The sequence below is a fragment of the Streptomyces sp. NBC_00490 genome, assembly GCF_036013645.1.
Classification (GTDB): domain Bacteria; phylum Actinomycetota; class Actinomycetes; order Streptomycetales; family Streptomycetaceae; genus Streptomyces; species Streptomyces canus_F.
In genome coordinates, this window is sequence record NZ_CP107869.1 from 9,987,563 (window position 1) to 10,000,838 (window position 13,276).

Below are 13,276 nucleotides of genomic sequence, written 5' to 3' on the forward strand. Positions count from 1 at the left end.
CGAGGTGCAGGATGAAGATCAGTACGCCGTACCGGCGTCGCCAGTCACGGGCTTCGCGTAGTCGAGCATGTACTCAAGCAGGCCCCTGCTCAGTGAGCCGCTTGCGAGATCCTCCACCTCGACGTAGGTGATATCCCCCTTGGTGAACACCCCGGTCACACGAAAGTCGCGGTCGTGCTGCGGGTAATCCGGGACGCGTCGAGCCCAGATGGAGCCGATCCGAGGCTGTGCGGTCATGCCGCGAGGCTACCGTGCCCCTCACGTGCCCGATCGAGCGGGAAGCTATGGGGAACTACGAGCAATCGCGGTGCGACCACACGAGAACGGCCCCGACCGAGTTGGCTGGTCAGATGCCGTTCATCTGCGGTGGGTGTGGGATTTGAACCCACGGTGACATCGCTGCCACGACGGTTTTCAAGATCGTGTACCGCTCTGACTCACCCGTTGAGACTTCACCGACCTCACGTCGTCCGTAAGGTGTCGCGTATGACCATCCCTCGGGAGCGCAACGGGCGCCCGCTGACCCTCTATACGCTGGATCTGCAAGCCGCCCTGAAGTACGCCCATGAGGCACTGGCCGAGGGGCTGAACGTGGAGATCACGGACCGAGATCTCCGTGACACCTTGACGTACCGCACCTTCCAAGACAGCCCGATACTCACGAAGTACTGGTGTGTCTCCCTGAGGGATGACGCCAGCGCCATGGGGCACCGGTCGGCTTCTGCCCACCAGATCATCGAGGCTGTTGAAGCCTTGCAGCCGGAAGAATACGGTGCTATCCACGCTGACGACCTGGTCGAGTTCTGTAAGGCTTACAGCGTCAAAACACGTGGCCTGCTGACATCAGTGACTGACACCAACAGGGGCGTACACCACCGGACGGGGTCGAACGTCGGTGGACGACAGCCGAGGCGCGAAGCGAGTTGATCGAGGCTTCCCGAACCCTGTGATCGACCTGATAAAGATGAGGCCAGTCCGTAAACCCCGGGACTGGGGCAGGCCCCGCCGCCGTCAGCCGATGGACGGCGGCCGTCAGCGCCCCCGCCGATAGGCCAGGACGATTCCGACCGCAGCCAGCGCCGCAATCACGATGACAAACCAGGTCGGCATCAACTCAAGCCCTTTGTACGCAAAAATGGCCTTCATGGGCATTCGGCCTCCATGGGTGAGAGCATTCTTCGAGTGCCCACCAGCAAGATCGAAATACACTGCCTGCGAAGCACATCACTACGAACCCGGAAGAGCTTTCGGTACAGCAGCGAAGTACAGCAACCACAGCAACTGACCCCGTCCAGTAGCGCCATTCTGTGGTCGCGGCGAGGTTGGTATGACCGTGCGCGACCGATCCACATAGAGCTACGGATCAGACGGATCAGAAGGTTGTGGGTTCGAGTACTGCCGAGTGCGCACAGGTCGAAAGCCCCGGAGAGATCCGGGGTCATGGCGTCTCAGGGGTGTAGAGCAACCGCCTCAGCCAGTACCGCCCATCGCGTCCGACAGCTTTCCGATCGCGGCGCGCACCTCCTCCTCGCTCGCTTCGGCGTAGACCTCCATCGTCATAGCGATCTGCTAGTGCCGGAAGATGCGCTGCGCGACCTTCGGGTGCACCTTCAGCGCGACCAGGAGCGAGCCGCGTGTTCCGGAGCGGGATGACCCGGAGCCCGGCGCGGCGAGCCCGGGGGCGAACATGCGCGTCATGTTGCCGGGTTCGATCGGGGTGCCGTACTTCGTGGTGAAGACCAGGTCATGACTGCCCTGCCACAGCTCCCCGGAGGCTTTCCGGTCGCCGATCTGCTGAGCCCGCACCAGGCGTGGTCTGCAGCTCGACATCTGCTTCTGCAGACCCCCACGCCCCGACGAGACAAGGAGAAGGGAAACGGGAAGGGCGGGAACGGGTGAGGTTGTGCCTTGGGGGATCAGAACACCGTCTTCTTCGTATTGCACGTTGGCGGGGCCTCCGCGCCCGCGCCGGACGCAGCCGGCGCGCAGGAGACCGGACACAGGGCGGCAGGGCGCCGCTGGACTCCTCCGCCAGGAGCTGTCCCGTAACTACTCGCCGGTGATCGCGTCTGGTCACCTGGGCTGGGCGGTGTAGGTAGTTCGTAGCCGCTGGTCCTCGGACCGGCTGTGTTGTCAGTGGGCCGAGATACGATCACGGCCTCGATGGGCCGGACGGAGATCGTGAGGGACTCGCGGCTATGGGGAGTGGGTCTCACAGACCCCGGCGCGAGCTCGGGTCTGGAGGTATCTTGCCGTCATCCCACCCCCCCACCTCGTTGCCACGGCGTCGGAGCCGTCATGGATAGCCCCCTTTCACTGGGTTGAGTCCGTGTCAGTTCGGCACGCTGATCAACGCGTTGCGGCGTGAGGGCGCGGATTCCGTCCGGAACAGGTAGTCAAGTCGCTGTCGTGACGACTGCGCACGGCGACACGGCCTCGGTCCACAGGTCGGCCAGCGCCCGGTAGCCGTCCCACTTCGGCTACGCCGCCCACCCCGCAGGCAGCGCAGGGTCGTTGACCGGCGCGGCGCGCATCGGCTCGGGCAGCGGCCAGCCGGACGGCAAAGACGCAGACATGTCGACGACTTCCACCGCCCGAGCCTGCATCGGCCCCTATTCCCAAGGCGCCGATTCCACGCTTTCGTCGCGGGCGGCTGGTCGGCCGAGCGGCCTGTTCGAGGTCGGGGATGATGACGGGGACCACTCGCTCGGAGAGGTACCAGGCGGCGGCGAGCCGAGACCAGGGCGACCAGGGTCGTTCGTCGGGGCGGTCAGGAGATGCGGCTCATCGTGTAGGCGGTGCCCACCCTGTCTTCCTCGGGTGAGTCCGCCTGGATCGTGAGGCCGGGTCCGGCCGTGGTGAAGTCGAACGTGTTCGTCATCGGCTGCGTGCAGTCGACGCGCTTGGCTGTCTTGGCGGTGCCTGAGGCGACCGTGAAGGTGACTATGCCCTCGCCTGCGCAGGCCACCTCCACCCGCAGGGCGGTGCCGGTCTTGATGGTCTCGTCCAGGTTCTCTCCGGGCACCGCGAGGGAGCCGGACGAGACCAAGCGCTCGTCAGACTCCAGGCGATCCGTCATGTTGAGCAGGTCGCGGGCTTCCTTGTCCAGCTGCTCCCGGCCGGAGAGGGAGGACGGCTGCGCTGTGGGTGACGCGGTGGAGCTCGCCGTCTTCTGGGACTGGGGAGCCTTGGGTGGCGTAGGCGAGTCAGAACAGGCCGATGTCATGCCGGTAATCAGGGCGACGGCAGTCAGAGCACTGGCGGTGTGGCGGGTGAAGCGGTACATGAGGTCCCCCGAAGTGCAGGCAGAAGCCAAGCAGGCGTACAGAACCAGGTGATCATCTCGTGTGAACACCCGCATGACGCATGCGGTCTGGGCACCGGTACCAGATCGGTGCACAGGTTCGACGTACTTCGTCTGCTCGAAGCCCTCTTCAGGCGTACACGGCAAGAGATCTACCAGAGCATCCCCAACGCGTTGAGAGACTCACGGCGTTCGGGGCTCAACTTGGCGTCCTTCCTACGGGCGTTGGCGACGAATGATCCGAGTCCGAGGAGTTCGCCGTCGACGTCCTCGCGGTGCTGGCGGGGTACGTGCAAGTGGCCTGCGCGGGCGCGGATCTGGCGGGCGGCGGTCATGCTGCGTTCCCACAGCTCATCTTGGGACCGCTGGCCGACCGGAGCTCTGGCCCACGCTCGGGGTCGACGCCGAGACTCTCCAGGAGGTGACGCTGGGCCAGTGTCAGCTCGTCCCACCCGGCAGCATGACTTGTGCTTCGAGACCGGCCGGCTCTGCTGCGCCCGCACCGTATCCTCAGCAACCCACGACACGCCGCCCCCTCAGCAGCACCCCATAGCCCTGGTGTTGGTTACTTCGCGGGGAAGGAAGCAGGGGGCTTCTTCCTTGATCGGGGACACCGATTGTCATGCAGCCATGGCGCAATGGATCTCTGGTCGTAGGCGGTCGGGCTGCTCTGCTGGGTGACCGGATCAGCGACGGACGCGGTAGCGGATGTGGGTGGCCTCCGGCGTGTCGATCACCTGGGCGATCTCCAGCTCGATCTCCGAGGACAGGACGTCGAACAGTCGTCGTCCGCGGCCGAGCAGCACCGGGATCTGGTGGATCTGCACCTCGTCCAGGACTCCGGCTTCCAGCGCTCGTTGCCCCGTGTACGCACCGCGCACCTGCACGTCCTTGTCGCCGGCGGCGGCCTTGGCCTGGGCCATCGCGCTTTCGATCCCGTCGTTCACGTAGGTCACCAACGGATAGCCCCAGCGGGCGGCCGGGCCGGGTGGGCGGTGACTGGGTACGAAGATCGGGAGACCTCCATGATCACCGCCCCAGTGATCCATGAGTTCGGCGGTCCGTCGTCCCGCGAGTACCGCACCGGCCGCGTTCCATTTTTCCTGGAACCTCGCGGCGGTTTGAGCGGACTCGCCTTTGGCGTCGGCCCACTTGTGCAGCCGTTCGCCGTCCTTACCGCCGAGGAAGTCGTCAGGGTCGGCGATGTACCCGTCGAGAGACACCGACATGTCGAGTACTGATGTAGACACTTCGATCTCCTGCTGTATCGATCCAGACTGGTTTCGATGATGTAGACCTGGCATGGCTGCCTTACTCATCGGGCAGAACGTATTGGATCTTTGCTCGTAGGCGATCGGGCTGATCTGACCGATGCTGGAGTGTCTCCTCCAGGTGTTGTAGCGGGTGACCCACCGGAAGACCGCATGGCGGGTCTATCGCGCCCCTGACCAGCTCTTCCGCCGCTGAAGGGTTTCTCTTCAGGCTCGCGTGGAATGATTCCGCGGCGGCATCGTCCGCGCTGGTCCCCACCGCGCCGCGGGAGCGGGCCACGCCCAGCTCCTCGCAGACTTGTGTGAAGTCCTCGCGACGTATTGCGCTACGGCGTGATGGACCAGCCCACCAGCCGCTTCGAGCACAGGTCCAACACCGTCGCTTGGTAGAGGAACTGGCTATCACCGACGGGCAGGTAGGTGATGTCGCCGACGTAGCGGGTAGGCGGCGTGACTCTGCATGGATGCTCTCGTATGACGAGTTGACTTCACCGGAGTGATCTCCCTCCGCGCTCGCCGCGCCCTCGCGCACGGATCGGAGGGCAACTCATCCTATAGATGGGCGGCCCGTGCACGGCCTCGGCCGGGCGAGACGCCGCAGGATGTTACTGGTTCAGCCGGTGCCAGATGGAGCTGGACCGTTGGGCAGCGACCACATACTCGTTCGCCGAGCGAGCAATCATGAAGCATGGCCCTTCAGCAGACGAAGCCGCACATCAGCACACTGTCTCTGAGGCACGTCCTGCCGGAGCCGTTGGCCGTGGAGCAGTGGGCGGAGATCCGGCCGGTGATCGATGGCCGCGATCTGCTCGCGGCCGTCCATCCCGACGGCGTCTCCAGCTGTTCCTACGACGGCTGGCTCGGCGCCGTGCAGGACTGTCCGCTCGCGGCGGCCAAGGAAGCCCGGCAGGTCGAGTTGTCCAACAACGACTGTGACACGGGCTGCTGCGGTGGCGTCTTCGTCACCGTGCGGCGTGAGGGGCCCTTCGTGCTGTGGACAGGATGGAAGAACACCAACGACATCCGGGTGCCGTCCCCGCCCGAGCTCCGCTTCGACGCCGCCCAGTACGACGCCGCACTGGCTGCCGCCGCGGACGACGTCAGCTGGGAGGACCCCGTGCACACTGCTGCCCGTCTGGTGGCACAAGCCCTGGGCAACGGTGAGTGGTTCACGCGCTGGGGCTACCGGCTGGTGCTGGTTCGGCCTTACCGCAGGGAGTTGCCGGCAGACAGGAAGTCGCCCTCGGTCAGCGTGCTCTTCAGTCCCATCGATTCCCGATGTACCCCTACCTACTACGGTCTGGGATTCACCGTCACCGGGGACGAGACCGTCGAGGACCAGGCTCGGCGGTTCCTGACGCGCACCCTGGCGGACGATCCGCGCAAGTCCGCCACGCTGTACGGCCCGTAGCACCTCACTGGCCATAGCGGCGACGTACAACAGGGTTCGCCGTGTGGTCCTCGATCCCAACAGGTTCCGGGGTCACCAGGGGATGATTCCGTCGTCCTCGAAGAAGGAGCCGGTCGGGCCGCCGTCGGACAAGAATGGCTCAACGCCTGCCATAACCAGAAGTTGCGGGGCAGCCTTTAAGGGTGGCGGTGAAGGTGAGCCGGTCGACGATCGGCGCAACGAAAGGCAACGTGAGGGGAGTCGAGGTGCTGCCCTCGTCTCGGCGAAGGAGGATCAGGTGGACGGCTTCGGTCTGGTTCTACTCATCGTGGTGGTAGCAGCTGTGGCGACTCTGGGCATGTGGCTTCAGGGCACGGGATTCCGTGACTATCTGCGTCGCAGGCGGGGGGAGAGGTGAGAAGTCGCTAGGAGAGGGCTATGACTGCAGAAGCCACCGGCATGGGCGGCGTCGCGGAGCAACTCGGGATCGAACCCGGGGCGGCCGTCCAGAACTCCGGCCCCACGCCCTGTGGGTGGGCCGCGCGGAGCGTGGCACCCGTTGCCCGTACTGGAATTGGGGTAATCGGGTGGTATGGGGAGATGGGAATGGTTGGCCCGGTGGTGGTCTCGGCGATGGGTGCGCTGGACGGCTGTTGTGGCCGTGTGGCTTGTTGCCTACGGGGCGGCCGCGGTGGTGTGGCGCGCTCTCGAAGGTAAGACATGGCTCGACGCGCTTTTCTTCGTCGGCCTCGTGGTCGTGGTCAATGTGGTGGTGCAGTGGGTGGCGAGCCGGGTCAAGAGGAAGGTGGCAGCGCGTCACGGTTGAGTGAGCCAGGCCCCAGCGGGGCTGGTCTTCGGGCGCGCAGCACCCCCAGGTGGCTAGAGCGCAGCGGAGGCCCCTCACCGGGCGAGGGTAAGGCCGGCTGCTTCGCGGCCGCTGGCGTGTAGCGCGGAGCGGGAGCGCAACTTCGGATGGGACGAGGAGGCTGACCAGGAGGTCTGCAGGGCCTGTGAGGTACGCGCCGGCACCGGGCTGCTGGATGAGGATGCTGAGGGAGCCTTCGACGTCGTGTTCCTGTGGTGGCGCGACGGCGCCGGAGACCTCGTCTACGCCTTGGTCGACGGAAGAGGCCCCCTCACCTCACCGAGAGCGGCGTGATGTGGGTCCACCCCGGAATCGGGACGGGAAGGCTACGTGGAGCCCAGTGACATCGCCGAGGCCGTGCCCGTCGCCGGCCTCGTCCAAAGGGTCTCCATCCACGTCAGCGACGGCTGGAGGCATCCGACTAGTCTCTCCCGGGCGGCGCTGAACGGAAAGGCTCAGCCTCATCTGGCCAGGGCCTGTCCGGCGGATCTTGATGGAGAGCTGCCAATAGGCGTAGGACCAGGGGGTTTGTATCGTTCTTGCGCCACGCGACGGCGACTCGTGTGCGCGCGGTGCCGGGCTCGAGCCCGCGGAAGGCGACGCCCTTGAGGCGGATGCGGCGGATGCTCTCCGGGGCCAGTGATACGCCCAGGCCGGTTTCCACCAGGGCGCAGACGGTCTGCCATTCCACGGCGTGCTGGGTCACTTGGGGCGTGAAGCCCGCAGCGGTGCACAGGTTGGTGATCTGGTCGTACAGCGGCGGGCCGACGGCGCGGGGCAGGAGCACGAAGGGACATTCTGCCAACTGCTCGACTCTGACGGTCCGTTGTGCCGTGAGTGGGTGTGCGGAGGGCAGGACGGCCACGAACGGTTCGGTCAACACGGTCTTGAATCCGAGGTCCGCGTGGGCGGGCGGCTCGCGCAACAGGCCGATGTCGATCGTCCTTTCGCGCAGAGCGGCCAGTTGCGGTGTGGTGGTCATCTCCTGGATGTCCAGGTCCACGGCGGGAAACCGTTCCCGGAAGGTGCGCAGCAGGCCGGGGAGGACAGTGAGGGCGAGGGAGGCGGCGAAGCCGATCCGCAGGCGGCCGGCTCTGCCGCTGCCGACTTCTCTGGCTGCGGTCAGGCCCTCTGCCAGGTCGGTGAGGGCATGCCGGGCAGCGGGCAGGAGTTCCCGGCCCGCCGGGGTGAGCCCGATATTCCCGGGTTCGCGGCTGAAGAGCGCGTACCCGACCTTGTCCTCCAGACGGCGGATCTGCTGGCTCAGCGGCGGTTGGGCGATGCCCAAGCGGGTGGCGGCGCGGCCGAAGTGGAGTTCCTCGGCGAGCACGACGAAGGCGTGCAGCTGCGGGAGGGGAAGTTCAGGGCGCTCCATACGCATAGAGATATCACTCCATGCCTGAAAGTGTATTAGACGTATCGGCGCTGGTCACTTAGCGTTCGGCGCATGACAGAGCGACGTTCCATCCTCAGCGGCTCGACGTTCGAGGAGCAGATCGGCTACGCCCGCGCCGTGGTCGACGGTGACTGGGTTCATGTGTCCGGCACGACCGGGTTCGACTACATCACCATGACGATCTCGGACAACGTGGTGGAGCAGGCCGAGCAGTGCCTGCGCAACATCGAGGCCGCCTTGACCGAAGCGCAGTGCACCTTCGCTGACGTGGTGCGGGTGCGCTATCTGCTGCCCGACCGGGCCGACTTCGAGCCCTGCTGGCCGGTGCTGCGTCGCACCTTCGGAGAGGTCCGGCCGGCCGCCACCATGCTCATGTGCGGCCTCGCCGATCCCCGCATGAAGATCGAGATCGAGGTGTACGCCCGGAGGATCACCGCGTAGTCCGGCCTGGGTGAAGGGGGCACCGTGCCCGAGGCTGGGCGGGGCGATCTGACACATGCCGAGTGGGCACGGCTCCAACCACTGCTGCCCGGCGGCGGATTGCCGGGCGGACGGTGGTGCGACAAGATCCTCTGCTCGCTCCTGGCGCACGCCGACGCTGAAGACCGGATCGACTGGAGCATGGTCGGTATCGATCCACCTCCTGCCGGGCCCATCAGCACGCGGCTGGCGCGCGCACGACACCCCCGCGCATCCCGGGACGCCGGGCTCTGCCCTCTCAGCATCGGTCAGATGAAGGGATGGGACCTTCAAGGGGCGGTCTGACGAGCCAGATTCATCTGGCCGACGAGGGCGGCCGCCGGCCTTTGGCGTTCCTGATCACCCCGGGCCAGTGGGGCGACGCCCCGCGGCTGCTCCCGGTGCTGGAACGTCTGAACGTCCCCCGGCTCACTACCGGCCGCCTTCGTACCCGCCCCGATCCGACCCTCGATCCCGCCCGCCGCGTAGTCGGCCAGCCATACGGCCGCCTGCTTGGGGTCGGTGTTGGTCGGGCACAGCGACAGACGGCGCCGCCAGACCCTCCTCGAGGAACAAGGCCTCAGCGCGGCGTAGCGCTCGCTGAAGGGACGGCCCGTCAGATCCACGCCGTGTACGCGCAGCAGGTCGCACGTGACCAGATGCGCCGGAAGCTCGACGGCCGCGCCCGCGCCGCGGTGGTGCATGCGCTGCTGGAGACGCTCGAACGGGAGCCGGCCCGCCTCCCACACGATGAGGGAACGGTGAGGACATGGACGACCTCTTCCACCACCAGCACCGCATCCCGGCACGCCGTCCTCCAGACAGCCGACGAGGTGGTCCTCGGGCCTTCCGATTCCAGGCGGCTTGTGCGTCGGTGACGGTGTCGTAGACGGGCAGGATCTGGTCGACCCCGGTGATCTCCAGGATGCGCCGCAGGGTTGCGGGCTGCCGTCTCCCGCCGCGCTTCGCGCAGACGGCGCTGAGTGAGAGCGGGGGCACGGGATCCACCGCGGTCCAGGCCGGGCAGCGCTTGCCGACAGACGTGGCATGCGCTCAGCGGACGTTGCAGGAGGCTGAAGACCTCGTGCACGGCTACAAGCACCAGCTCAGCCCCCTCTACCTGTCCCAGCGCGATCACCAACAGCACTCAGCAAGCCGGTCGGGCAGGGCAGCCGGTACGGGGGATCGGTCAGACGCTGAGGGCTTGATGGAGGGTTTCGCGGCAGTCGATGACAGTGTCGACGCCGACGATCTGCAGGAGGCGCAGTACGGCTTCGGTCGGTGCGGCAAGGCGGATCCAGCCGCCTGCCTCGGTGAGGCTGCGGTGTGCGGCGATGAGGATGTTGATGCCGGTGGAGTCCATGAAGGTGACCCGGCTCAGATCGACCACGATGCGCGGGTGGGGGGTTCCGGAGGCGTCCAGGGCCTGGCGGAGCGTCTGGCCGGTGTCGCGGTCGATCTCTCCCGCCAGGGTCAGCACGCGGATGCCGTCGGCGGCAGTGGAGACGACCGACAGCCCGGCCGGCCGCGCGGCATTTCCGGTGTCCGCCATCTCTCCCTCAGTCATGTCGGTGATACTGGCACACCAGGACCTTCACCTGCAGTGCTGCTCGGCACAGAGCGGGTAACGCCCTCCCATCGAGGGCGTAAAGCGTGTACCAGGTATGCGCGGGTACGCGCGGGGGTGTGAACGGGGTAGGAGAAGCGAGGCGCGATGGAACTGGCCCCGGTGGGTGAGGACAGCGCGGTGCCGGACGATGAGGTCATACAGGCCACGGTGGCCCTGGAGGGTGACGGCGCCTGCATCGCCCGCGCCCGCCACCTCGCTGCCGGCTTCCTCGCCCGGGTTCAGGCCGAGTACGGCCTGCCGGTCTCGCAGCGTGCCATCGACCTCACCCAGCTGGTGGTCAGCGAGCTGGTCACCAATGCCCGCAAGTACGCGCCGGGCCCGGTGCTGCTGGACCTGCGCATCGTCGGCGACGCGGTCGAGGTGGTGGTGTGGGACGGCGATCCGGTGCTGCCGGTGGCCAGGGCCGCCGACGCAGGGCGGGTGGGCCAGCACGGCCTGGAGATCGTCATGGCCGTAGCCCAGGGCTTCGAAGCTCAGCGGGAGCCGGTCGGCAAACGCATCACCGCCCGCATCGCCCTCCTGGACGATCCCGGCGGCGCCGTCGCCGGACACCAGCCCCTGTAGGACGACGCGGGGCCGCCGACAGCCAGATGGGGCGTGAGCCGGCGAAGGCATCGACCCGCACCTGCCTGACGAAACGTTCGACCGCACGTGTCCTCATCCGTGACGCTCACACCCGGAGCCGGTTGCGGCCGACGCCAGCGTCCGGTGCCCACGCAACTCTGCTCATTCTCTTGGACATGTGTGGGCTCCGGATCCCCGAGCACCAATCCGAAACCGTCGATAAGCGCTGCACGCTCCCACTTGCAGAACCAGGCGTGTCTGCCGCCTTGGATACACTGTCCCGTCCGGTGGAGGTCTTCCTGCGCCCGTGCCAGGAGCGCCGGCAGGCGGCTTGATGTGAAGGAGTCCGAGCGTGGATGCCCCACATATGGTGGGCCGGCGCCGGCCCGCCTCGGCGGTGCCCGGGAGGGCCGCGTTGGAGGTGAGCCCGTTGCCCGGTCGTTCCGGGATACGTGCCCGCGGTGAGATCAGCGCTCTCACGAGCCGGTCTTGGGAGCAGGCTCTGTCCGAGCTGGCCCGGCGGCACGCGGGCGTGTCGTACGTGGAGCTGTCGGATGTGGCGTTCGTCGACGTGGCCGGAGTGACCGCGCTGGCGGTCACCGCCATGAACCTGCCCGACGGAAGGGTTGTGGTCGAGAACCCCCCGCCGCAGGTGCCGCGGGTGTTGGAGATGTTCTGGCCGGGTCTGGACCGGATCGAGGTGGCTCTGTGATGAGCACGGTGACCACCCACGAGGCGTTCGTGCACCCTGCCCTTTTCTACGGCAGCGAGCAGGAGTACACGCAGCAGACGGTGGCCTTCCTACGCGAGGGCCTGGCCAACGGCGAGCCGATGGCCGTGGCGGTGCCCGGCCCCAACCTGGACCTGATCAAGGCGGGTCTGGGCGGGGATGCCGAGGGCATCCTGTTCCTGGACATGACCGAGGCCGGCCGCAACCCGGGGCGGATCATCCCCAAGGTGCTGCGCGGGTTCGCAGACGCCCACCCGAAGGGGCGGGTGCGGATCATCGGCGAGCCGATCTGGGCAGGGCGCAGCGCGGTGGAGTACCCGGCGTGCGCGCAGCACGAGGCGCTGATCAACGTCGCGTTCGAGGGCAGAGCGGTGACGATCCTGTGTCCCTACGACGAGGTGCGGCTGGCCCCGGAGGTGATCGCTGACGCGAAGGTGACCCACCCGACCGTCATCAGCGGGGAAGGATGCGAGTCGGTCAGCGACGCCTACGACTGGCAGGCGGTCGTCGATCGGTACAACCAGGCGCTTGCGCCCGCATCGGATGCCGCGGCCTTCTCCTACGGTGGTGAGGACCTTCCGGAGGTCCGCCAGTTCGCTCTCGCTGAGGCGATGCGGCTGGGCCTGGTCGGGGAGCGGCTGATGGATGTGGAGCTGGCGGTCGCGGAGCTGACGACCAACAGCGTGGTCCACGGCGGAGGCTGCGGCACACTCGCCATCTGGGCCGAGCAGGGGCAGCTGGTGTGCGAGGTCCGCGATGCGGGCCGGCTGACCGATCCGCTGGCCGGCCGCCGCCCGCCGGAGCGCGACCAACTGGGCGGCCGGGGCCTGATGCTGGTCCACTACGTGGCCGACCTGGTGCGCGTACACGTCGGCGACGACGGCACGACCGTGCGCTTCTACCTCAGTCTGTGACAGCACGCGCAGGTGGCCACGCCGACCGCGTGGCCACCTGGCCCGCCGCTGTTTTCAGGCGGTGTGTGGCGTGATTTCGGGGGTATCCGAGGGGCTGGTAGCCGTGTTGCTCAGGACGAGGGTGGCGGTGGGGTTGAGTGGTGCCCGAAAACGAGGATCTGCCGCTGGCCGACCGTCCGATCCTGTCGGCTGTGACCTTCGCCGGCAGTGAGTCGGTGGCCGAGGCCCGGGATGCCGCTCGGGCCTTCCTGACTGAGGTGCAGGCCGTGTACGCCATCCCGGTGTCGGAGCGTGCGATGGGCCTGGTGCTGCTGGTGGTCAGCGAGCTGGTCACCAACGCGCACAAATACGCGCCCGGCCCGTGTCTGCTGGACCTGGAGATCAACGACGGCGCGGTGGAGGTCAGCGTGTGGGACACCGATCCGACGCTGCCGGTGGCCCAGCGCCCTGATCCGGGCCGGGTCGGACAGCACGGCCTGGAAATCGTGATCGGCGCGTGCCGCAGTTTCGAGATGCGCCGCGAGCCGGTGGGCAAGCGCATCATGGCAGCCATCGCGCTGGCCGACGATCCCGGCGGGAACCCGGCAGGCCGCCTGATGTGACGGACCACGCGACGCCCCCCACCGGCACAGACCATGTAGGGCGGCCCGCCGCAGGCGATGCAGGGCAGGCTGTCCGGCTCGCGCCAGGGCGGGGCGCTCCGCAGGAAGTGCAACGGGCCGGAGGCGTCCATGGGTTGGGAAGGCGTAGAGG

The 13,276-nt window shown here is 67.3% G+C and carries 14 protein-coding genes, 1 tRNA gene and 4 pseudogenes; 10 read left to right on the forward strand and 9 right to left on the reverse strand.

Annotation, left to right across the window (positions count from 1 at the left end; genetic code table 11):
- Nucleotides 1–18: 18 nt before the first annotated feature.
- Together OG381_RS45645 and OG381_RS45650 are read right to left on the reverse strand one after the other, a co-directional pair.
- Nucleotides 19–237 carry a hypothetical protein gene (locus OG381_RS45645; RefSeq protein WP_327721891.1) on the reverse strand — a complete coding sequence of 73 codons (219 nt, stop codon included), beginning with the start codon at nucleotides 235–237 and terminating at the stop codon, nucleotides 19–21.
- A gap of 127 nt (nucleotides 238–364) precedes the next feature.
- Nucleotides 365–442: transfer RNA gene (locus OG381_RS45650), tRNA-OTHER, on the reverse strand.
- A 44-nt stretch (nucleotides 443–486) separates the two neighbouring features.
- On the opposite strand from OG381_RS45650, the gene OG381_RS45655 reads away from it, so the two are divergent.
- Nucleotides 487–927: a hypothetical protein gene (locus OG381_RS45655; RefSeq protein WP_327721892.1), complete on the forward strand. Its 441-nt coding sequence runs from the start codon at nucleotides 487–489 to the stop codon at nucleotides 925–927.
- A 543-nt stretch (nucleotides 928–1,470) separates the two neighbouring features.
- Here the strand turns inward: OG381_RS45655 and OG381_RS45660 are convergent.
- The 5 genes and pseudogenes from OG381_RS45660 to OG381_RS49785 all read right to left on the reverse strand — a co-directional run.
- A pseudogene (locus OG381_RS45660) lies at nucleotides 1,471–1,812 on the reverse strand (site-specific integrase); the annotation flags it as partial.
- A gap of 958 nt (nucleotides 1,813–2,770) precedes the next feature.
- Nucleotides 2,771–3,361: a hypothetical protein gene (locus OG381_RS45665; RefSeq protein ID WP_327721893.1), complete on the reverse strand. Its 591-nt coding sequence runs from the start codon at nucleotides 3,359–3,361 to the stop codon at nucleotides 2,771–2,773.
- Nucleotides 3,362–3,456: 95 nt separating this feature from the next.
- Complete coding sequence (locus OG381_RS49780) at nucleotides 3,457–3,831, reverse strand: helicase associated domain-containing protein (protein WP_443061996.1); 375 nt, start codon at nucleotides 3,829–3,831, stop codon at nucleotides 3,457–3,459.
- Nucleotides 3,832–3,990: 159 nt separating this feature from the next.
- A complete protein-coding gene (locus OG381_RS45675; RefSeq protein WP_327721895.1) occupies nucleotides 3,991–4,554 on the reverse strand; it encodes a dihydrofolate reductase family protein in 564 nt (187 codons plus the stop codon).
- A gap of 78 nt (nucleotides 4,555–4,632) precedes the next feature.
- Nucleotides 4,633–4,873: pseudogene (locus OG381_RS49785) on the reverse strand (integrase core domain-containing protein); the annotation flags it as partial.
- A 390-nt stretch (nucleotides 4,874–5,263) separates the two neighbouring features.
- Here OG381_RS49785 and OG381_RS45685 point away from each other — a divergent pair.
- The 3 genes and pseudogenes from OG381_RS45685 to OG381_RS49790 all read left to right on the forward strand — a co-directional run.
- On the forward strand, nucleotides 5,264–5,986 hold the full coding sequence (locus OG381_RS45685; RefSeq protein ID WP_327721896.1) for a hypothetical protein: 723 nt from the start codon (nucleotides 5,264–5,266) through the stop codon (nucleotides 5,984–5,986).
- Nucleotides 5,987–6,620: 634 nt separating this feature from the next.
- Nucleotides 6,621–6,791, forward strand: coding sequence for a hypothetical protein (locus OG381_RS45690; protein ID WP_327721897.1), 171 nt, complete (start codon nucleotides 6,621–6,623; stop codon nucleotides 6,789–6,791).
- A 111-nt stretch (nucleotides 6,792–6,902) separates the two neighbouring features.
- Nucleotides 6,903–7,232, forward strand: a pseudogene (locus OG381_RS49790) (DUF3052 family protein); the annotation flags it as partial.
- Between the two features lie 19 nt (nucleotides 7,233–7,251).
- On the opposite strand, the gene OG381_RS45695 reads toward OG381_RS49790, so the two are convergent.
- Nucleotides 7,252–8,205 (reverse strand): LysR family transcriptional regulator, encoded by a 954-nt coding sequence (locus tag OG381_RS45695; RefSeq protein ID WP_327721898.1) that lies wholly within the window; start codon nucleotides 8,203–8,205, stop codon nucleotides 7,252–7,254.
- A gap of 72 nt (nucleotides 8,206–8,277) precedes the next feature.
- On the opposite strand from OG381_RS45695, the gene OG381_RS45700 reads away from it, so the two are divergent.
- Both OG381_RS45700 and OG381_RS45705 read left to right on the forward strand, forming a co-directional pair.
- Nucleotides 8,278–8,667 (forward strand): RidA family protein, encoded by a 390-nt coding sequence (locus OG381_RS45700; protein WP_327721899.1) that lies wholly within the window; start codon nucleotides 8,278–8,280, stop codon nucleotides 8,665–8,667.
- 24 nt (nucleotides 8,668–8,691) lie between these two features.
- Nucleotides 8,692–9,146, forward strand: a pseudogene (locus tag OG381_RS45705) (IS5/IS1182 family transposase); the annotation flags it as partial.
- Nucleotides 9,147–9,874: 728 nt separating this feature from the next.
- Here OG381_RS45705 and OG381_RS45710 read toward each other — a convergent pair.
- Nucleotides 9,875–10,252, reverse strand: a complete 378-nt coding sequence (locus OG381_RS45710; protein WP_327721900.1) for an STAS domain-containing protein — start codon at nucleotides 10,250–10,252, stop codon at nucleotides 9,875–9,877.
- 147 nt (nucleotides 10,253–10,399) lie between these two features.
- Here OG381_RS45710 and OG381_RS45715 point away from each other — a divergent pair, with 147 nt between their 5' ends.
- The 4 genes from OG381_RS45715 to OG381_RS45730 all read left to right on the forward strand — a co-directional run bounded on the left by OG381_RS45715 (nucleotide 10,400) and on the right by OG381_RS45730 (nucleotide 13,125).
- Entirely contained in the window at nucleotides 10,400–10,879 is a 480-nt protein-coding gene (locus OG381_RS45715) for an ATP-binding protein (protein ID WP_327721901.1), read from the forward strand.
- Nucleotides 10,880–11,246: 367 nt separating this feature from the next.
- Nucleotides 11,247–11,591: an STAS domain-containing protein gene (locus OG381_RS45720; protein ID WP_327722731.1), complete on the forward strand. Its 345-nt coding sequence runs from the start codon at nucleotides 11,247–11,249 to the stop codon at nucleotides 11,589–11,591.
- Nucleotides 11,591–12,523: an anti-sigma factor RsbA family regulatory protein gene (locus tag OG381_RS45725; protein WP_327721902.1), complete on the forward strand. Its 933-nt coding sequence runs from the start codon at nucleotides 11,591–11,593 to the stop codon at nucleotides 12,521–12,523. Before OG381_RS45720 ends, OG381_RS45725 begins: the two co-directional genes overlap by 1 nt.
- A gap of 140 nt (nucleotides 12,524–12,663) precedes the next feature.
- The gene (locus OG381_RS45730) at nucleotides 12,664–13,125 is read left to right on the forward strand and encodes an ATP-binding protein (RefSeq protein ID WP_327721903.1); all 462 of its coding nucleotides are present in this window, start codon (nucleotides 12,664–12,666) and stop codon (nucleotides 13,123–13,125) included.
- Nucleotides 13,126–13,276 lie beyond the last annotated feature (151 nt).